The sequence below is a fragment of the Anaerotignum lactatifermentans genome (genome assembly GCF_016902535.1).
Classification (GTDB): Bacteria; Bacillota; Clostridia; order Lachnospirales; family Anaerotignaceae; genus Anaerotignum; species Anaerotignum lactatifermentans_A.
The window spans coordinates 58,747-77,107 of record NZ_JACSNY010000006.1; the positions used below are offsets into that span (position 1 = coordinate 58,747).

The 18,361-nt window shown below is 50.3% G+C and carries 16 protein-coding genes; 9 read left to right on the forward strand and 7 right to left on the reverse strand.

The genetic code is table 11. The features are described 5' to 3' along the window. Positions 1–23: 23 nt before the first annotated feature. From carB to H9X84_RS06305, 7 genes are read left to right on the forward strand one after another with little or no spacing between them, the layout of a single operon-like run. Positions 24–3,197, forward strand: coding sequence for a carbamoyl-phosphate synthase large subunit (gene carB, locus H9X84_RS06275; protein WP_205133458.1), 3,174 nt, complete (start codon positions 24–26; stop codon positions 3,195–3,197). A gap of 17 nt (positions 3,198–3,214) precedes the next feature. Beyond that, positions 3,215–3,949: a dihydroorotate dehydrogenase electron transfer subunit gene (locus tag H9X84_RS06280; protein ID WP_330612283.1), complete on the forward strand. Its 735-nt coding sequence runs from the start codon at positions 3,215–3,217 to the stop codon at positions 3,947–3,949. Continuing rightward, a complete protein-coding gene (locus H9X84_RS06285) occupies positions 3,943–4,857 on the forward strand; it encodes a dihydroorotate dehydrogenase (protein WP_205133459.1) in 915 nt (304 codons plus the stop codon). The genes H9X84_RS06280 and H9X84_RS06285 overlap by 7 nt, the downstream gene beginning before the upstream one ends. Beyond that, positions 4,854–5,561, forward strand: coding sequence for an orotidine-5'-phosphate decarboxylase (pyrF, locus tag H9X84_RS06290; RefSeq protein WP_205133460.1), 708 nt, complete (start codon positions 4,854–4,856; stop codon positions 5,559–5,561). The genes H9X84_RS06285 and pyrF overlap by 4 nt, the downstream gene beginning before the upstream one ends. After that, on the forward strand, positions 5,561–6,208 hold the full coding sequence (gene pyrE, locus H9X84_RS06295; RefSeq protein ID WP_330612284.1) for an orotate phosphoribosyltransferase: 648 nt from the start codon (positions 5,561–5,563) through the stop codon (positions 6,206–6,208). The genes pyrF and pyrE overlap by 1 nt, the downstream gene beginning before the upstream one ends. Beyond that, positions 6,205–7,122: an aspartate carbamoyltransferase gene (gene pyrB / locus H9X84_RS06300; RefSeq protein ID WP_205133461.1), complete on the forward strand. Its 918-nt coding sequence runs from the start codon at positions 6,205–6,207 to the stop codon at positions 7,120–7,122. Before pyrE ends, pyrB begins: the two co-directional genes overlap by 4 nt. After that, on the forward strand, positions 7,122–7,547 hold the full coding sequence (locus H9X84_RS06305) for an aspartate carbamoyltransferase regulatory subunit (protein WP_205133462.1): 426 nt from the start codon (positions 7,122–7,124) through the stop codon (positions 7,545–7,547). The genes pyrB and H9X84_RS06305 overlap by 1 nt, the downstream gene beginning before the upstream one ends. Before the next feature lie 141 nt (positions 7,548–7,688). On the opposite strand, the gene H9X84_RS06310 is transcribed toward H9X84_RS06305, so the two are convergent. Then, positions 7,689–8,891, reverse strand: a complete 1,203-nt coding sequence (locus tag H9X84_RS06310; RefSeq protein WP_205133463.1) for a MalY/PatB family protein — start codon at positions 8,889–8,891, stop codon at positions 7,689–7,691. A 24-nt stretch (positions 8,892–8,915) separates the two neighbouring features. Further along, on the reverse strand, positions 8,916–10,334 hold the full coding sequence (locus H9X84_RS06315; RefSeq protein WP_205133464.1) for a sensor histidine kinase: 1,419 nt from the start codon (positions 10,332–10,334) through the stop codon (positions 8,916–8,918). A 147-nt stretch (positions 10,335–10,481) separates the two neighbouring features. On the opposite strand from H9X84_RS06315, the gene H9X84_RS06320 reads away from it, so the two are divergent. Beyond that, positions 10,482–10,835 carry a hypothetical protein gene (locus tag H9X84_RS06320; RefSeq protein WP_205133465.1) on the forward strand — a complete coding sequence of 118 codons (354 nt, stop codon included), beginning with the start codon at positions 10,482–10,484 and terminating at the stop codon, positions 10,833–10,835. Between the two features lie 47 nt (positions 10,836–10,882). Here the strand turns inward: H9X84_RS06320 and H9X84_RS06325 are convergent, their stop codons facing one another. The 3 genes from H9X84_RS06325 to H9X84_RS06335 form a co-directional block, all read right to left on the reverse strand. After that, the gene (locus H9X84_RS06325; RefSeq protein ID WP_205133466.1) at positions 10,883–11,572 is read right to left on the reverse strand and encodes a response regulator transcription factor; all 690 of its coding nucleotides are present in this window, start codon (positions 11,570–11,572) and stop codon (positions 10,883–10,885) included. A gap of 16 nt (positions 11,573–11,588) precedes the next feature. Further along, on the reverse strand, positions 11,589–13,958 hold the full coding sequence (locus H9X84_RS06330; protein WP_205133467.1) for an endonuclease MutS2: 2,370 nt from the start codon (positions 13,956–13,958) through the stop codon (positions 11,589–11,591). Between the two features lie 154 nt (positions 13,959–14,112). Continuing rightward, positions 14,113–15,636, reverse strand: coding sequence for a glutamate synthase-related protein (locus tag H9X84_RS06335; RefSeq protein WP_243423581.1), 1,524 nt, complete (start codon positions 15,634–15,636; stop codon positions 14,113–14,115). Between the two features lie 225 nt (positions 15,637–15,861). Here H9X84_RS06335 and H9X84_RS06340 point away from each other — a divergent pair, with 225 nt between their 5' ends. Continuing rightward, a complete protein-coding gene (locus tag H9X84_RS06340; RefSeq protein WP_205133468.1) occupies positions 15,862–16,377 on the forward strand; it encodes a GNAT family N-acetyltransferase in 516 nt (171 codons plus the stop codon). 165 nt (positions 16,378–16,542) lie between these two features. Here the strand turns inward: H9X84_RS06340 and H9X84_RS06345 are convergent, their stop codons facing one another. Together H9X84_RS06345 and nth are read right to left on the reverse strand one after the other, a co-directional pair. Continuing rightward, positions 16,543–17,394, reverse strand: a complete 852-nt coding sequence (locus H9X84_RS06345) for a DUF6612 family protein (RefSeq protein WP_205133469.1) — start codon at positions 17,392–17,394, stop codon at positions 16,543–16,545. A gap of 151 nt (positions 17,395–17,545) precedes the next feature. Further along, complete coding sequence (nth, locus tag H9X84_RS06350; protein ID WP_205133470.1) at positions 17,546–18,193, reverse strand: endonuclease III; 648 nt, start codon at positions 18,191–18,193, stop codon at positions 17,546–17,548. Between the last annotated feature and the right edge of the window lie 168 nt (positions 18,194–18,361).

Here is an 18,361-nt window from a genome sequence, read left to right on the forward strand (position 1 = left end):
TATATCTAAGGAGGAATTACAAAATGGCGAAAAGAACCGACCTGAAAAAAATCCTGATTATCGGCTCCGGCCCTATTGTCATTGGACAGGCTGCCGAATTTGACTACGCAGGCACACAGGCTTGCCTTGCGCTGAAGGAAGAGGGATATGAGGTAGTACTGGTAAACTCCAACCCCGCTACCATCATGACAGACACCACCATTGCCGATAAGGTATACATGGAACCCCTGACACTGGAATATGTGGCAAAGATCCTGCGCTATGAACGTCCCGACGCTATCGTGCCCGGCATCGGCGGTCAGACCGGTCTGAACCTGGCCATGCAGCTGGAAAAGAAAGGCATTCTGCGGGAATGTCAGGTAGAACTGCTGGGGACAAGCTGCGAAAGTATCGAACGGGCTGAGGACAGAGAACTGTTCAAGGAACTCTGTCAGGAAATCGGCGAACCTGTAATTCCTTCCATCATCACATACTCCGTTGAAGAAGCCATCAAAGCGGCGGAGGAAATCGGCTACCCCGTAGTACTGCGTCCCGCCTTCACACTGGGCGGTACCGGCGGCGGCTTTGCCAATAACGAAACAGAACTGGTAGAAATCATGGAGAACGCCCTGAAGCTCTCTCCCGTACACCAGGTATTGGTAGAAAAAAGCGTAAAAGGCTACAAAGAAATCGAATTTGAAGTAATGCGTGACGGCACAGACCACGCCATCACCATCTGCGGCATGGAAAACGTGGACCCCGTAGGCGTACACACCGGTGACTCCATCGTTGTGGCTCCCATCCTGACACTGAATGACGCCGACTTCAATATGCTGCGTGACAGCGCTCTGAAGATCATCCGCGCTCTGAAGATCGAAGGCGGCTGCAACGTACAGTTCGCGCTGGACCCTAATTCCTCCAAATACTATCTGATCGAGGTAAATCCCCGTGTTTCCCGTTCCTCCGCACTGGCATCCAAGGCCAGCGGCTACCCCATTGCCAGAGTTACAGCGAAAATCGCGGTAGGCATGACTCTGGAAGAAATTCAGATTTCCGAAACAAACGCAAACTTTGAACCCGCTTTGGATTATATCGTTGCAAAAATGCCTCGGTTCCCCTTCGACAAATTTGCAACAGCAGCAAATACACTGGGCACACAGATGAAGGCCACCGGCGAAGTTATGGGCATCGGCAGAACCATCGAAGAATGTCTGCTCAAATCCGTTCGCTCTCTGGAAATCGGCGTCTGCCACATTCATATGGCAAAATTCGACAACACCTCCAACGAAGAACTGCTGGCCTATATCGCAAAGAGCCCCGATGACCGGATCTATGCCATCGCCCAGCTGATCCGCAACGGTGTTTCTCTGGATGACATCTTCGACGCCACACAGATCACAAAATACTTCCTGGAAGTATTGAAAAATATCGTAGACTACGAAAAAGTTCTGGCTGAAAACGTGGGCAATAAAGAAATCCTGTCCACTGCCAAGAAAATGGGCTTCTCCGATAAATTTATCGCAAGACTGTGGAACTGGAAAGAGGTTGAGGTCTACAACCTGAGAAAGGAAATGAACCTCTTCCCTGTTTACAAAATGATCGAAACCAGCGGCTGCGGCGGCTATATCCCTTACTTCTACTCCACTTACGGTGAGGGCAACGAATCCCGCCTCAGCGACAAAAAGAAAATCATTGTACTGGGCAGCGGCCCCATCCGTATCGGTCAGGGCGTAGAATTCGACTACTCCACCGTACATGCCGTTACCACCATCAAGCAGTACGGCTATGAATCCATTATCATCAACAACAACCCGGAAACCGTTTCTACCGACTACACCACCAGCGACAAGCTGTATTTTGAGCCTCTGACCGTAGAGGATGTTATGAATATCGTGGAAATGGAGCAGCCTCTGGGCGTTATCGCATCTCTGGGCGGCCAGACAGCCATCAATCTGGCGCAGCCTTTGATGGAACGGGGCGTTAAAATCATCGGTACCGACGTGGCGGCCATTGAAAGAGCGGAAAACAGAGATTCCTTTGAAAAAATCATGGAAGAACTGGAAATCCCTCAGCCCAAGGGCCGTGCCGTAACCAATATCGAGGACGGCGTAAAAGCAGCGGAAGAAATCGGTTATCCTGTACTGGTTCGCCCCAGCTACGTTCTGGGCGGCCGCGCTATGCAGATCGTTGCCAACGAAGAATCCCTGCGGACTTATCTGAAAACCGCCGTACAGATCAACGAGGATCAGCCGGTACTGGTTGACAAATATATCGAAGGCAAGGAACTGGAAGTAGACGCTGTCTGCGACGGCTACGACGTATTCGTTCCCGGCATCATGGAACATGTAGAGCGTACCGGCGTACACTCCGGCGACTCCATCAGCGTATACCCTACCTTCAGCGTATCCGCAAAGGCAAAGGGCAAAATTCTGGAATACACCAAAAAGCTGGGTCTGGGCATCGGCATCCGCGGCCTGTTCAACATCCAGTTTATCGTAGATAAAAAGGATGACGTTTATGTCATCGAAGTAAACCCCAGATCCTCCAGAACCGTACCCTTCCTGTCCAAGGCGACAGGCTACTCTCTGGCGGACATCGCTACCCTGGTCATCCTGGGCAAGACACTGAAAGAACAGGGCATTTTCGGCATCTATCCCGACGAAAAACAGAGATGGTATGTAAAGGTTCCCGCCTTCTCCTTCTCCAAGCTCCACGGCATGGACACCTACCTGTCCCCTGAAATGAAATCCACTGGGGAGGCCATCGGCTATGACAACAAGCTGAACCGCGCGCTGTACAAAGCACTCCAGGCTTCCGGCATGCATATCCTCAACTACGGCACTGTATTCGCTACCATTGCCGATAAGGACAAAGAAGAGGCCCTGCCTTTGATCCGCCGGTTCTACGAGCTGGGCTTCAATATCGAAGCAACCAAAGGTACCGCCGAATTTTTGAAAGAACACGGCATCCGTACCAGAATCAGAGGCAAAATCAGTGACGGCAGTGATGAGATCATTGAATCCATCCGCCACGGCTATGTAACCTATGTCATCAACACCAGAGACATCAATTCCGACCAGCAGAACAACGACGGCTGGGAAATCCGCCAGTGCGCTGTGGAAAACAACGTCACCATGTTCACCGCGCTGGATACTGTCCGCGTACTGCTGGATGTACTGGAAGAGACCACCCTCTGCATTTCTACCATTGACGCGTGATTTTCAGGAGGTACGTTGTGAAGCAGTCTATTTATACCATTAAGATCAATCAGCATCTGACGGATCAGGTCCTGAAAATGGTTCTGGCGGGGGATACCTCCGCCATTACCGCACCGGGACAGTTTATCAATATCAAGCTGGACGGTTTTTTCCTGCGCCGTCCCATTTCCGTCTGCGATTATGATGAAAAAACCATTACCATACTGTACAAAGTGGTAGGCAAAGGCACCGAATATCTTTCTACCCTGCCCGCCGGCAAAACACTGGATATCCTCACTGGTCTGGGCAACGGCTATGACACCGCCAAAAGCGGCCAGAAGCCTCTGCTCATCGGCGGTGGCGTTGGTGTGCCTCCCATGTACCGTCTGGCAAAAGACCTTTTGGAGGAAGGCAAAAAGCCTTCTGTAATCCTGGGCTTCAATACAAAGGATGAAGCCTTCTACATTGAGGAATTCAAGGCCCTTGGCATCCCCGTCCATGTAGCTACGGCGGATGGCTCTCTGGGCACCAAAGGTTTTGTAACAGATGTTGTGAAAACATTGGATGACTATACTTATTTCTATACCTGCGGTCCCGAACCCATGCTGAAAGCCCTTTCTGACGTAACCGTCACCAGCGGTCAGCTCAGTTTCGAGGAACGGATGGGCTGCGGCTTCGGCGCCTGCATGGGATGCAGCTGCGAGACAAAATACGGCACGAAACGGATCTGCAAAGACGGCCCCGTACTGGAAAAGGAGGAGATCAAGTGGTAAATACAAAAGTCACCCTCAGCGGCCTTACGCTGGATAATCCCGTGATCCCCGCCAGCGGCACCTTTGGCTATGGCTATGAATTCGCGGAACTGTACGATATCAATATTCTGGGTTCCTTTTCCTTTAAAGGCACTACAAAAGAGCCCCGCTTCGGCAACCCTACGCCCCGGATCGCGGAATGTCCTTCCGGCATGATTAACTCCGTAGGCCTGCAGAACCCCGGCATCGACAAAGTCATTTCCGAGGAACTGCCCAAGCTGAAAAAATGCTTCCACAAGCCGGTTATCGCCAATATCAGCGGTTTCTCCGTAGAGGAATACGCCTACTGCTGTGAACGCATTGATAAAGAAGAACAGGTCGGCATCATTGAAGTCAATGTCAGCTGCCCTAACGTACATCACGGCGGTATGTCCTTCGGCACCAGCCCGGAAGCGGCGGCAGAAGTGACCAGAGCCGTTAAGGCTGTCACTACCAAACCTGTTTACATCAAATTAAGCCCCAACGTCACCGACATTGTTTCCATCGCCAAAGCCTGCGAGGACACCGGCGCTGACGGCATCAGCCTTATCAACACCATGATGGGTATGCGCATCGACCTGAAAACGAAGCGCCCCGTCATCGCCAACAAAATGGGGGGATTTTCCGGCAAAGCCATCTTCCCCATCGCTGTCCGCATGGTATACCAGGTAGCGGAGGCTGTGAAGGTGCCCGTCATCGGCATGGGCGGCGTTTCCTCGGCGGAGGACGTCATTGAAATGATGCTGGCAGGCGCTACGGCCGTACAGGTAGGCGCCGCCAATCTGGTAGAGCCCTTTGCCTGCAAAAATATTATCGAAGATCTGCCCCGCGTCATGGAACGCTACGGCATTACAGACTTAAACGACATTATAGGAGGTGCCCGCAAATGAGCAAAGACGTTATCATTGCCTGTGACTTTAACAGCAAAGAGGATCTGTACGCCTTTTTGGACCGTTTCACAGAGGAAAAACCCTTTTTGAAAATCGGCATGGAGCTGTTTTACGCAGAAGGCCCTGCCATTGTCAGAGAAATCAAGGCAAGAGGCCACAAAATCTTTTTGGATCTGAAACTCCATGACATCCCCAACACCGTAAAGAAAGCCATGTCCGTACTGTCCAATCTGGATGTGGATATGTGCAACGTACACGCAGGCGGCACCATCGCCATGATGGAAGCGGCGCTGGAGGGTCTGACCCGTCCCGACGGCACACGTCCCCTGCTCATTGCCGTAACACAGCTGACCTCCACCAGCGAGGAACGGATGCAGAATGATCTGCTCATCGACCGTCCTCTGAACGAAGTGGTTATGCACTATGCGGCAAATACCAAGCTGGCCGGTCTGGACGGCGTTGTCTGCTCCCCTCTGGAGGCAGGCATGGTAAAAGAGGTCTGCGGCCAGGAATTCCTGACGGTTACCCCCGGCGTACGTTTTGCGGACGGAGACAAGGGCGATCAGGTGCGGATCACCACTCCCGCGAAAGCAAGAGAAATCGGCTCCGACTATATTGTTGTGGGCCGTCCCATTACACAGGCAGAAGACCCTGTTGCTGCTTACAGAAGATGTGTTGCTGAATTTTTAGGAGGCGAAAAATAATGACAGATATGAAAAAACAGATCGCAAAAGATTTATTGTCCATCGGCGCCGTTTTCCTGCGCCCCGAAGAACCCTTTACCTGGGCCAGCGGCATCAAAAGCCCCATTTACTGTGACAACCGTCTGACACTGACGGCGCCTGAAGTAAGAACCCGTGTGGAAAACGCCCTGGCGGAAACCATCAAGGCGGAATATCCCGACTGTGAGGTTCTCATGGGCACCAGCACTGCCGGCATCGCTCATGCCGCTATCGTAGGCCATATTATGGGCCTGCCCATGGGCTATGTACGCTCCGGCCAGAAGGACCACGGCAGACATAACCAGATCGAAGGCAAGCTGGAAAAAGGCCAGAAGGTCGTTGTAGTGGAAGACCTGATCTCCACCGGCGGCAGTGCCATCGAAGTAGTAAACGTTCTGCGGGAAGCAGGAGCGGAAGTGCTGGGCATTGTCAGTATCTTCACCTATGGTATGCAGAAAGGTCTGGACAGAATGGCGGAGGCCAATGTGAAAAACGTGAGCCTGTCCAATTTTGACGCCGTAGCGGAAGTAGCCGCAGAAGAAGGCTACATCAAGGAATCCGATATCGCCAGACTCATCGCTTTCCGCAACAATCCCAGTGATGAAAGCTGGAGGACTGATAACAAATGAGAAACTTAATTGATATTACAGATCTGACCGTAGAAGAAATCGACGCGCTGGTAGCCACTGCCAACGACATTATCGCAAACCCCGATAAATACTGCGAAGCCTGCCATAGAAAAAAACTGGCCACTCTGTTTTTTGAGCCTTCCACCAGAACACGCCTTAGCTTTGAGGCGGCTATGCTGGAGCTGGGCGGCACGGTACTTGGCTTTTCCCAAGCCAACAGCAGCTCTGCCTCCAAAGGCGAAAGCGTATCCGATACCGTAAGAGTGGTGGGCTGTTACGCGGACATCATCGCCATGCGCCATCCTAAGGAAGGCGCGCCCATGGTAGCGGCAATGCACTCCCCCGTTCCCATCATCAACGCCGGGGACGGCGGCCACAACCACCCTACCCAGACACTGACGGACCTGCTGACCATCCAGAGAGAAAAGGGCCGTTTCGACAACCTGACCGTTGGGCTCTGCGGTGACCTGAAATTCGGGCGGACAGTACATTCCCTGATCCATGCCCTGTCCCGCTACACCGGCATCCATTTCGTGCTGATCTCTCCCGAAGAGCTGCGTCTGCCGGAGTATATCATCCATGATGTACTGGAAAAGAAAAATATGTCCTTTGAGGAGACCCAGGATCTGGAGGCAGTGATGCCCAAGCTGGACATCCTTTACATGACAAGAGTACAGCGGGAGCGTTTCTTCAACGAGGCGGACTATATCCGTCTGAAAGACAGCTATATCCTGACACTGGACAAGCTGAAAAACGCCAAAGAGGATCTGTGCATCCTTCATCCCCTGCCCAGAGTCAATGAAATCGCCACAAACGTGGACGAGGACAGCCGCGCCTGCTATTTCAAACAGGCACAGAACGGCAAATATATCCGTATGGCACTGATTCTGAAATTACTGGGGGTGGAAGTATAATGCATATCGACGAGATTCAAAACGGCATCGTAATCGACCATATCACCGCCGGCAAGAGCCTGGAGATTTATCACTTCCTCCATCTGGAAGAGCTGGACTGCTCTGTGGCTCTGCTGCGCAATGTTGTGAGCCAGAAAATGGGCAGAAAAGATATTATTAAAATTGACCAGGTGCTGGACATCGACCTGGGGGTGCTGGGCTATATGGACCCTAACATCACCATCAGCATCATCAAAAACGGTCAGAAGGTAGATAAATTCCATCCGGAACTGCCAGAGCAGATCTGCGATGTTATCACCTGCAAAAATCCCCGGTGCATCACCTCCGTGGAGCAGGAGATCAAGCATATCTTCAAGCTGACAGACCGGGAGCGCCGGATCTATCGCTGTATCTACTGCGAAAGCGAAGCAAAAAAGAAATTCTAAAATGAAATCTTCATAAAAATCGCCGGAATCCTTGCCAAAGGCAGAGAATTCCGGCGATTCTTTTTTAGAAAATCAGCCACTTTCCAAAAACACTCATGTTTTTTTCAGGAAAGCCCATGTTTCCATATGATTTTATTCTGTTTATTTTTTCTTTTTATTGAGCAGATAGCAGATCCGGCGCAGGCCCTCTGCCAGTCCCGCTCTGGGGCAGGCCAGGTTCAGGCGGATATACGTATCGGAGTTCTGTACGAACATATCGCCGCCTTCCAGCAGTACACCGGCCTCATTGGCAAACAGCAGAGGCAGGTCTGTGCCCTTTTCCACATAAGCGCCAATGTCTACCCAGCCCAGATAAGTGGCCTCGGAAATACGGAATTTCGCCTCCAGCAGGTGCTCCGCCAGATATTCCTTTGTAAAGCGGAAATTATCGTCCAGATACAGCTTCAGTTCCGCCAGCCATTCGCCGCCTTTTTCATATGCCGCCTGTGCCGCCGCGATGGACAGAGGATTTTCAAAGTCATAATGTCTTGCTTTCCATACCTTCATGGTTTCTGCATGAGGGATCAATACATTGGAGAACATCAGCCCCGCCATATTGAAGGTCTTGCTGGGCGCCATGCAGGTAATAATCTGGTCGCTGTCCGGGAACAGCTTTGCCAGAGGCGTATGGCGCAGGCCTGTACGGATCAGGTCGCAGTGGATCTCGTCAGAAATAATCATGACATTGTTTTTCAGGCAGATCTCGCCGAAAGTCTGCAGTTCCTCCTCCGTCCAGATGCGTCCGCTGGGGTTGTGGGGGTTGCAGAAGATACAAAGTTTTACTTTAGGGTCTGCCGCTTTTTTCTCAATATCCGCAAAGTCCATGGTATAGTAACCGTCTGTGTTAATCAGGTCAGAGCAAACCAGCTCTCTGTGGTTAAAATCTACCGCATGCTTAAAATAAGCGTAGGACGGTGTGAGGATCAGTACCTTTTCATCCGGCTGGCAGATATATCCCGTCAGTTCAAACAGCGCAGGGATAATGCCGGGAGATGTCACCAGCTCCTCTTTCTTGATTTCCCATTCATACCGATTCCGGCACCACGCGGAAAAAGCCTCGAAATATGCCGGATCAAATACTTTCGTATAGCCAAAGATCCGCTTGTCCAGTCGTTCCTTCATGGCGTCAATGATGCAGGGCGGTGTGGCAAATTCCATATCGGCGATCCACATCCGCACATAGGCATCATCAGGATACGGGAATTTCGCGTCTCTGGGCGCGTGGAAAATATATTCCCGCCAGCCGTCCGTATTCATGGAATTGCTGTGTGTTCTGTCAATGACCTCGTCAAAATTGTACTTCATAGACATCCTCCTTTGTATCTTTTTTTATTTTTTATCTGCTAAACGCAGAGAAAATACAAATTTACTGCCTTCGCCTTCTTTGCTTTTGACGGCAATGGTCTCTCCATGGGCCTGAAGGAATTCCCGCACAATGGAAAGCCCCAGCCCCATGCCGGTCTTGTCCTGATTCCTGGTGGCATCAGCCTTATAGAACCGGTCAAAGATATATTTCTGATCCTCCTCGCTGATACCCGCGCCGTGGTCCTGCACAGAAACAAGGATTTTGTTTTTTCCCGACAATGTGGTTTCTACTTCGATGACGCCGTCAGCATTGGAAAACTTCACAGCATTGCCCATCAGATTGCGGATCACGCGGGAAATCTTGTCACGGTCCGCCCGTACCATAGATACCTTTTCCGCCAGACTTACCTGCAGGGAAAGGTTTTTCTCCTGCATCTGCGGCTCCAGAATGGCGCTGTTTTCCCGGATCAGCTCATTGATATCAAAATCCGTTTCTTCCAGTATGATCTTGGCGCTCTGGGCCCGGCTCATTTCCACTACGCCTTCCGCCAGACGGGAAAGACGCTGTGTTTCCTCCAGCACGATCTGCAAATAATGCTCCTGTCTTTCCGGCGGGATAGTGCCGTCCAGCATGGCCGTCAAAAATCCCTGGATACTGGTTAAGGGAGAACGCAGGTCGTGAGAAATATTGGCGATAAAATTCCGGCGGGTAGTTTCCGTGTTCTGGAGACTTTCCGCCATATGGTTAAAGCTCTCCGCCAGCTGGCCCAGTTCATCTTCACTGTAGATCTCCACTCTTTGCTCAAAATTTCCTCCGGCGATCACCTTCGCCGCTTTATTCATTTCCATCATGGGCTCTGTCATCCTTCTGGATGTAACGATGCTCACCAGAATGGACACCATGAACGCCAGCAGCAGGCTCACCAGACCGGAACGGTACATTTCATGGAGAGACAGCTCGATTTCCGGCAAAGAACGGCACATAAAGATGCCCGCAAGGCTGCCCGTGGAAATGGGATAGCCCACCACCATCATAGGCGTACCAAAGACGGTGGAGGACCCTGTTTGCAGAGAAACGATATTTCCCTCCCGCACACCTTCTACCAGTTCCTCATAGGCCAGCACCTGACCCAGAAGTGTTTTGTCCATACCAGGCGAAGTCAGTACAATGACGCCCTCATCATTCATCAGCAGTACACCGGCGCCCATATAATCCTCCAATACCTGCATCTCGTAGGCCAGATTGCCCACTTCTCCTGTCACATAGGCTTTGGAAATGGCGCTGGAAATCTTCCTGCCCTGCTCGATGAGCTCGTCCTTTACTCCATTCATATAATGTCTCGTATAAGCCACGGAAAGAGAGGCTCCCATAATCATCAGACAGACGGTCAGGGTGCCTACATACAGCAAAAACTGTTTTGTGGCAATGGATTTGATTCGCATTCCAGATTCCTCCAAAAAAAGTAAAGTGCCTGTTTTCATTAGTCTTTGACGCTTTTCCTTCCCTATGATATAATGGGCTGGTAAACCAAAATTGGTTTGATCTTACAGGAAAGGAGCTGCGGGACCATCCGCCCGCAAACGAAACTTATGAATAAACGTCCTACCCAGAGAAAACAAAGAAGTACCACAGATCTGATCCTGTTTGTGGCAGCGATCTTTCTGCTTTTTTACATCCCCTGGAAAGAGATGAACAGCTTCCATCATCTGCTGCTGTTCCTCTATATCCTCTGCGTCATGCTGCGCATTACCAATATCCGCAAAGTAAAAATGCGCGAGATGGAAATGGCCCGCAAAAAAGCGGAACGGGAACAGGCTGCCGCCGCTTTAACCGACAGCCCGCCACCGGAAGAAACGGAAGTCCCTTCTTCAGCTCCTGCGGAAGCTGTGCCGGTACAGGAAGCGGATGCTTCTGACAAAGCAGAAGAAAATAACGGCCTTTGATTTCGACTGTTGCTTCAGAGAAAGCCTCAAAAATGAGGCTTTCTTTTTTATTTCTGCCCGAATTTATAACCTACGCTCCAAACGGTACGAATCCCCCATTCGTCCTCCCGGTTCATTTTCTCCCGGATACGCTTTACATGGACGTCTACAGTCCGGGTATCACCTACATACTCATAGCCCCAGATCCGATCCAGCAGCTGTTCTCTCGTAAAAACCCGGTTAGGATGCTGCGCCAGAAAGGACAGCAGCTCAAACTCCTTGGGCGGGAAATCCATATTTTTTCCGTGATATGTAACTGTGTAATTGCCCAGATTGATCTCCAGATCCGGAAAGTGGAGGATATTCTCATCCTCCTGACCTGCCCCCGCCTCATACCGGCGCAGAACCGCCTTGACCCGGGCAATCAGTTCCTTGGGATCGAAGGGCTTGACGATATAATCGTCCGCCCCCAGCTCCAGCCCCAGCACCTTATCAAAGGTTTCCCCTTTGGCCGTCAGCATAATAACAGGGACCTTGCTTTTTTTCCGCAGCTCCGTGCAGACCTGATAGCCGTCCATACCGGGCAGCATCAGATCCAGCAGTACCAGATCCGGCAGATAGCTGTCAAACTCCGTCAGGGCTTCTCTGCCGTCATATACTTCTTTGGAATCATATCCGTCCTTCATCAGGTAGAGGGAGATCAGCTCCGCGATATGACGGTCGTCGTCCACTACCAGTATCTTCTGCTTTTCACTCATAGAACTCTCTCCTTTTTTATTTCAGTTCCACAACCGTTACCCCGGCTTCGCCTTCCCCAAAAGTACCCGGGCGCTGACTCTTTACATGGGGATTGGTACGCAGATACTGCTGTACCCCTGCCCGCAGAGCGCCGGTGCCCTTGCCGTGGATAATGACAATCTGTTTCAGTCCTGATAAATACGCGTCATCGATATATTTGTCAATATTGGCCAGCGCCTCGTCCACCAGCTGTCCCCGGCAGTCGATCTCGGCGGAGATAAACTGGCTTTTTTTGTTCTTTGCTTTGACGTTGACAGGCCGCTGCTTTTGCTCTTTCGGCTGAGGGGTATCATCCAGCATCAGCTCCGCCAAAGGAATCTTGGCCTTCATGGCACCCATCTGCACCATGACCTCTTTATTTTTATCCGGCGCGGACAAGGCCACACCGTTCTGGTCGAAGGAAATGACATAAACCCGATCCCCCGCCTGGAGTTTTTCCGGCGGTCTGTGGGTAGGCTTTACCTTCTTGGATTTCAGGAAGTCCTCCTGGACGCTGGAGAGCTTTTCTTTCAGCTTGGCTCTGTTTTCCAGGGCCTTCTGCTGGTTTTTCTGTTTTGCCTCCCGGTTCATTTCCTTGATGATGGCATCGGCTTCCTCCTTTGCCTGGGCATAGATCTGTTTGGCTTCCTCTCTTGCCTTCTGGAGGATTTTTTCCTTCTGTTCTCTTGTCTTTTCTCTCTGGCGTTCCACTTCTTTTTTCAGGCTTTCCGCCTCTTTGCGGTACTGTTCCGCCCGCTCCTGCTCGAACACCACGCTCTTTTTGCTGATTTCCAGATCCGTAATAACATCCTCAAAACGGGCGTCCTCATGGGAAATAAACTCTCTGGCGCTATCAATGATATGATCCTGCAATCCCAAACGCTTGGAAATAGCAAAGGCGTTGCTCTTGCCGGGAATCCCAATAAGCAGCCGGTACGTAGGCCGCAGCGTTTCCACATCGAACTCACAGCAGGCATTTTCTACCCCTTCCGTGGAAAGGGCGTATACCTTCAATTCACTGTAATGGGTAGTAACCGCCGTGCGGATGCCCCGCTGATGAAGGTACTGTATGATAGCCATAGCCAGAGCGGCCCCCTCTGTGGGGTCTGTGCCCGCGCCCAGTTCATCGAACAGCACCAGAGAATTGTCTGTCACTTCGTCCAGAATCCGTACCACATTGGTCATATGGGCGGAAAAGGTACTCAAACTCTGCTCAATGCTCTGTTCGTCGCCAATATCGGCAAAAACCTCCTCAAACACCGCCAGCTGGGAATGGTCCCCCGCCGGGATATGCAGACCCGCCTGCCCCATCAGGGAAAAGAGCCCCAGTGTTTTCAAAGCAACCGTCTTACCGCCGGTATTCGGCCCTGTAATCAGCAGCGTAGTAAAGTCTTTCCCCAAATACAGATCAATGGGTACCGCCGTTTTGGCATCCAGCAGCGGATGTCTGGCCTTGCGGATATTCACATAGCCCTTTGTATTAAACAGCGGCTGTGTCCCATCCATGGACAGAGAAAGCTGCGCCTTGGCAAAAATAAAATCCAGCTGGGTCAGCAGTTCCAGATCAGCGCCCAGCACCGCTTCGTTTTGTGTTACCATCAAGGACAGGGAAATAAGGATCTTTTCGATTTCCTCTTTTTCCTTTGCCTGTAATTCCTTAATCTTATTGTTCAACTGCACTACGCTCAAAGGCTCCATAAACAACGTAGAACCTGTATTGGACTGGTCATGAATCATGCCAGGGAACACACTTCTGTATTCACTCTTGACCGGCACACAGTAGCGGTCGTTTCGGATAGTGACCACATAGTCCTGGAGCATATTCCGGTATGCGGAGGAGGAAATGACGCTGTTCAGATGATCCTTCACCCGGTCGTTGGAAATCTTGATTTCCTTGCGGACGGATTTCAGGCCGGCGCTGGCGTCGTCGGCAATTTCTGTTTCCGAAACAATACAGCGGTTGATTTCATTTTCCAGCTGGGGCAGCAGTGTCAGCAGCTCAAAATACTCATCCAGCCGCTCATAGGTCTCTGCCTTGTTTTCGTTTTTGGCGTAATTTTTCGCCTTCCGGCAGACATAAAGAAACTCCCCGATGTGCATTAACTCCGGGATAGACAGGATACCGCCCATGGAGGCTCGTTTCAGCTGGGGGCGCACCTCCCGAAAACCGCCAAAGGAAGGGCTGCCCTTGCGCAGTACCATGCTCACAGCCTCTGTTGTCTCCTGCTGGCGCAGCGCGATCTCCGAAAGGGAAACGGAGGGCGTCAGATTCTGCGCCAACTCCTTTGCCATGGGGGAAACGGCGTAGTAAGTCAGTTTTTGTATCATTTTATCGTATTCCAGTGTATGGAGTGTTTTTTCGTTCATGTAACTACCTCGTCTTTTAGATTTTTTCATTACATTTTAGTATACCATAAACAGGAACAAATTCCGCCTGTTTTTCCGAAATTTCATATTTTTGTAATATAAAAAATCCCCGGAGAGCGGTACGCTCCCCAGGGGTCTTTATGGCTTTACAAAATCATTTCATCCATTTCCCGTCCAGCAGATCCTTGGCGTCTCTGGTCAGCGGGAAAATATCGCTGCGGTCAATATATTCCAGAGAGAATTTCCGGTTCAGGGCCGCGAAATGCTTCAAACCGAAGGCGATCCGGTTCAGATAGGAATATACACCGATGGCGCCGGTGGAGAAGTTATTTGCTTCTTCCCCGTAAATATTGCGCAGTTCCCGCAGATCAGGGAACAATTCATCCACAGTGGAGCCGAAGCGCTGCAATTCCACAGGCAGTTTGCCCTCTTTCAGCAATTCGCCCACCTTTTTGGCGCTCATGGCCGCCGCCATGGAGCCGCGGCAGATACCGATGAGGTTGATGTAGGGCGCGCCAAAGGCCAGAGCCTTATATACCTGATCCTCCATGGTAAAGCCGCCGGTCAGAGCCACATGCGGCAGAGACAGGCCTTCTTTTTCCAGTCTCTGGAGAATCTCTACCAAATAGCTTTCCATTACGACGGGAGGCAGGCACCATTCATTCATCATTTTGCAGGGGCTGTAACCGGAACCACCGCCTGCGCCGTCAAATGTAACCAGATCCACCTGCAACTCGGAAGCAATCCGCAGAACGTGCTCCAGATCGGCATAGTCGTAGCCTGCCATCTTGAAGTATACATTTTTCAGACCCATCTGACGCAGTTCTTCGATTCTCTTGCCCAGATACTCCAGATCCCACATAGGCAGTCTGCCATAGGAACGGAAGTTTTCGCCAAATCCAGCCTGGTACTTTTTCTGCACCTCCGGATCGGAAGGATCAGGGATTACCAGCAGGCCGTTTTGCTGGGCCTTTAAGGCATCCTCCAGCGTCGCCAGACGGTTGACGGGCTGTGTTCCCTTGGCGGACTGACCAAATTTAAACTCAATGGCTTCACAGCCACATTCTTTGATGGCGTATTCCGGCACACCGATGCGGTCATCATCTACGTTCACCTGCAAAATGATCTGGCCATAGCCCCGGTCATATTTCCGAAACGCGTCCAGAAATTCCCGCAGTTTCGGACAGTGAACCACTTTGCCGTTTTCCAGCCGCAGTGTCGGGTCTTTCGTCACAGAGCCTTCCCCAATGACCGTCAGAACGCCGGCCATGGCCGCGCCGCCGAAATAATCCTGCCAGTTCAGTTTAATCAACGCGGGCAGAATAATGGGCAGTTTCAGTTTGACAGGATGGAGCGTCCCGATCTGTGTCTCCAGATTTACATGATAAATGGTTGCCTTGTCGGAATCTGCCTCCGCCCCTACGGCGCCAAAGACACGGCCATTGATATTAAAATGAGAATAATCAATAGGATATTTTTTTTCAGAAGCCACCTGATTGTCGCCGGTGGTGGTGGGATATACGGCATCAGCGCCGCGCACAGCGGAAATGCCGATCTCACAGGTACCTACACAGTCGGCCATACACATGGAGCACATGCCGGAAAAGGTACAGGGATGGGCGGGATCACGCAGCTTAGTGCGATTAAAAGCGGAACCTAATAACGGACTATAAGACATACACAAGACCTCCTTTTTATACAAAACTCCTTGAATGTATCGTATCACATACAATTCCTACTGTCAATTTATACAAACAAAAAAAAATCGGCTATCCAAATTAAATAAAATATATCGTTTTACTATGCAATATATCACAAAAATGACGAATCTCTCTTGTTTCTTTCCTCCTGTTTCTGCTATCATAACTACTGTATTAAAAAAACGCCAAAAAAGGAGGCTTCTATGGATTGTATCATTCGTGCGCTAAATAAAGAAGAAGATTGCCTTCTGCCGGATTTTCTCTATCACGCCATTTTCCTGCCGGAAGGAGCGGAACCGCCGCCCCGTTCTGTGGTGGATCTGCCGGAACTGCAGGTTTATATCACCGGCTTTGGCCGCCCACACGACTATGCACTGGCAGCGGAACATGACGGTCAGGTCGTCGGCCTGGTCTGGGCCCGCATCATGGAGGATTACGGCCATGTGGACCAGCATACACCTTCTCTGGCCATTTCCCTTCTGCCGGAATTCCGAGGAAGGGGCATTGGTACCGCGCTTATGAACGAAATGCTCTCCCTCCTTCAAAAGAAAGGCTATGAACAGGTCTCTTTATCCGTTCAGAAAACCAATCCTGCCGTCCGGCTTTATGGCCGGCTGGGCTTTCAAACACAGAAGGAAACCGAAGAGGAATATCTTATGGTACATCCATTGTCCCATTTATATGAAAAAACCCTTCCGGTAAACGCAAATTCCCCTTAAGAAGACATTATCTTTCTTAAGGAGAATTGCTGCTGCTGTCTGCACAAGAAAACTTACCCAAAAAAGCTCAGTCAAAGTAAAAAAGCTGAAATCCTTTTCATAAGGATTTCAGCTTTCTTTGTTTTCTTATAAAGATGTCCCTGACATCGGAAGCCCCTCTCTTTTTTATGCCAGAGACTCTGCCGCCAACGCATCCGCGGGGATCACAAAATCTTCCACAGCGTTGAAATTGTCACAAGTCATGGAGACCATTGTTTTTGTAAAGGCAATGCCGCCAGTATCTTCGGTGCCCATGGAGCTCATCAGACTTGCCATCATTTCGGTCATATCCAGTTCGTATTTCACAACATAACCGTCATCTGTGATCCACAGTCTTACCGGCATATCGCCCAGACTTTCAAAAAGATTGTTCAGTTCTTCTTCTGTCATGCCAAATTCACCGGACATGCTTTCAATACCGGAGCTTGCGATGGCTTCCTTCATGGAATCGCCAGTCAGTACGCCTGCGATAATCGTTGCGCTCTTTCCGTTGACTTCTTCAGTGCCCGCTTCGCTGAAGGTCTGCAGATTTTCCAGATACAGATTCATGTTCTGCTGCGCATCGTACTGGGAAATGCTGCCCAGATCAACCGGCTGCGCATACCATGCGCCGCCCAGATCCATGTAGGAAGTCAGTGTATCGCCGTCCTGCAGCACATACATGCCATAATTCTGGATCTCTTCTCCGTTGATGCTTAATGTCATGTCCATTTTCATTTTGACAGGGTCATAAAAACCCTCAATGTTGGCTGTGGTGGCTGTGGAGAAAGTTTCATCCTCCAGCGTCATATCGATCACCATATCCATCTGAGAACTCATACTGGTCACGCCGGCCATGGTTTCCTCCGCCTTTTGCAGCAGTGCCTCCACGCCTGATGTGTCAGCAGATGTATTCGCTGATGTGCTGCCGCAGCCTGCCATCGTCAGTGCCATGGCACCCGCCAAGAAACCTGCAAATAATTTTTTCCGTAATGTCATGTGATCCCCTCTTCCTGTTTATTTTTATTTTTTATGTGATCATCAGAAACAATAAAGACTATGTTTCTGGTAGGATTATATCATCCGTTTATCACCTTTCGCAACACAATACAGAATTATTATGAAAAGCTTAATAAAATCTTAGAAAAATTTACTTTGTCTCTTTTGCCAGTTTCTGGCCGCCGGTACAGTATGGAAACAGAAAACATTCGCCGCATTTTGGTCTGCGGGCAATACAGATCTTTCTGCCGTGGGCGATCATCTGGGTATTGATGTCGATCCATTTTTCTTTTGGCACAATCTTCATCAGGTCAAATTCAATCTTGACCGGGTCCTGGTTTTTCGTCAGCCCCAGCAAATTAGACACCCGTTTTACATGAGTATCCACCACTACACTGGGAATACCGTACCAGTTTCCCCGAACCACATTGGCTGTTTTTCTGCCAACGCCCGCCAAGGAAGTCAGGGCGTCCAGATCGGAAGGCACTTCCCCTTCGTACTCCGCCAGCAGTTTCTGGCAGCAGGCAATGATATTCTTCGCTTTATTATGATAAAACCCGGTGGAATGAATCTCCCGTTCCAGTTCCGCCAGATCCGCTTCCGCGAAATCCTTAATCGAGGTATATTTCTGAAAAAGATCCTTTGTAACCAAATTCACCCGATCATCGGTACACTGCGCCGACAGCATGGTAGCAATCAAAAGCTGCCAGGGATTTTCATGATTCAGATAACACTTGGTAGGACCATAATGCTCCAGCAGCAGATCCAGAACCACCGCCACTTTTTCTTTTTTCGTCATTTTCTTCTTCTCCTTTCCCCAAAAGAGGAGTATTTCCCAAAAAACAATCCCTTTTCCCGGGAAATATTTCCCATAACGCTCTTTTTCAAAGAAAAGCACCTGTCTGACGGGAAAAAGAGACAGGTCCTCTCCTTCTTATTCTAAAATCTACAGAGCCTTTTTACGATT

Excerpts from the sequence above, each read along its gene's own strand:
- H9X84_RS06320 (WP_205133465.1), top strand. The coding sequence starts at position 10,482 with ATGAATAAACGTCCTACCCAGAGAAAACAAAGAAGTACCACAGATCTG.
- pyrF (WP_205133460.1), top strand. The coding sequence starts at position 4,854 with ATGAGCAAAGACGTTATCATTGCCTGTGACTTTAACAGCAAAGAGGAT.
- pyrE (WP_330612284.1), top strand. The coding sequence starts at position 5,561 with ATGACAGATATGAAAAAACAGATCGCAAAAGATTTATTGTCCATCGGC.
- H9X84_RS06310 (WP_205133463.1), bottom strand. The coding sequence starts at position 8,891 with ATGAAGTACAATTTTGACGAGGTCATTGACAGAACACACAGCAATTCC.
- nth (WP_205133470.1), bottom strand. The coding sequence starts at position 18,193 with ATGACGAAAAAAGAAAAAGTGGCGGTGGTTCTGGATCTGCTGCTGGAG.
- H9X84_RS06340 (WP_205133468.1), top strand. The coding sequence starts at position 15,862 with ATGGATTGTATCATTCGTGCGCTAAATAAAGAAGAAGATTGCCTTCTG.
- H9X84_RS06325 (WP_205133466.1), bottom strand. The coding sequence starts at position 11,572 with ATGAGTGAAAAGCAGAAGATACTGGTAGTGGACGACGACCGTCATATC.
- H9X84_RS06335 (WP_243423581.1), bottom strand. The coding sequence starts at position 15,636 with ATGTCTTATAGTCCGTTATTAGGTTCCGCTTTTAATCGCACTAAGCTG.
- carB (WP_205133458.1), top strand. The coding sequence starts at position 24 with ATGGCGAAAAGAACCGACCTGAAAAAAATCCTGATTATCGGCTCCGGC.
- H9X84_RS06315 (WP_205133464.1), bottom strand. The coding sequence starts at position 10,334 with ATGCGAATCAAATCCATTGCCACAAAACAGTTTTTGCTGTATGTAGGC.
- H9X84_RS06330 (WP_205133467.1), bottom strand. The coding sequence starts at position 13,958 with ATGAACGAAAAAACACTCCATACACTGGAATACGATAAAATGATACAA.
- H9X84_RS06345 (WP_205133469.1), bottom strand. The coding sequence starts at position 17,394 with ATGACATTACGGAAAAAATTATTTGCAGGTTTCTTGGCGGGTGCCATG.
- H9X84_RS06305 (WP_205133462.1), top strand. The coding sequence starts at position 7,122 with ATGCATATCGACGAGATTCAAAACGGCATCGTAATCGACCATATCACC.
- pyrB (WP_205133461.1), top strand. The coding sequence starts at position 6,205 with ATGAGAAACTTAATTGATATTACAGATCTGACCGTAGAAGAAATCGAC.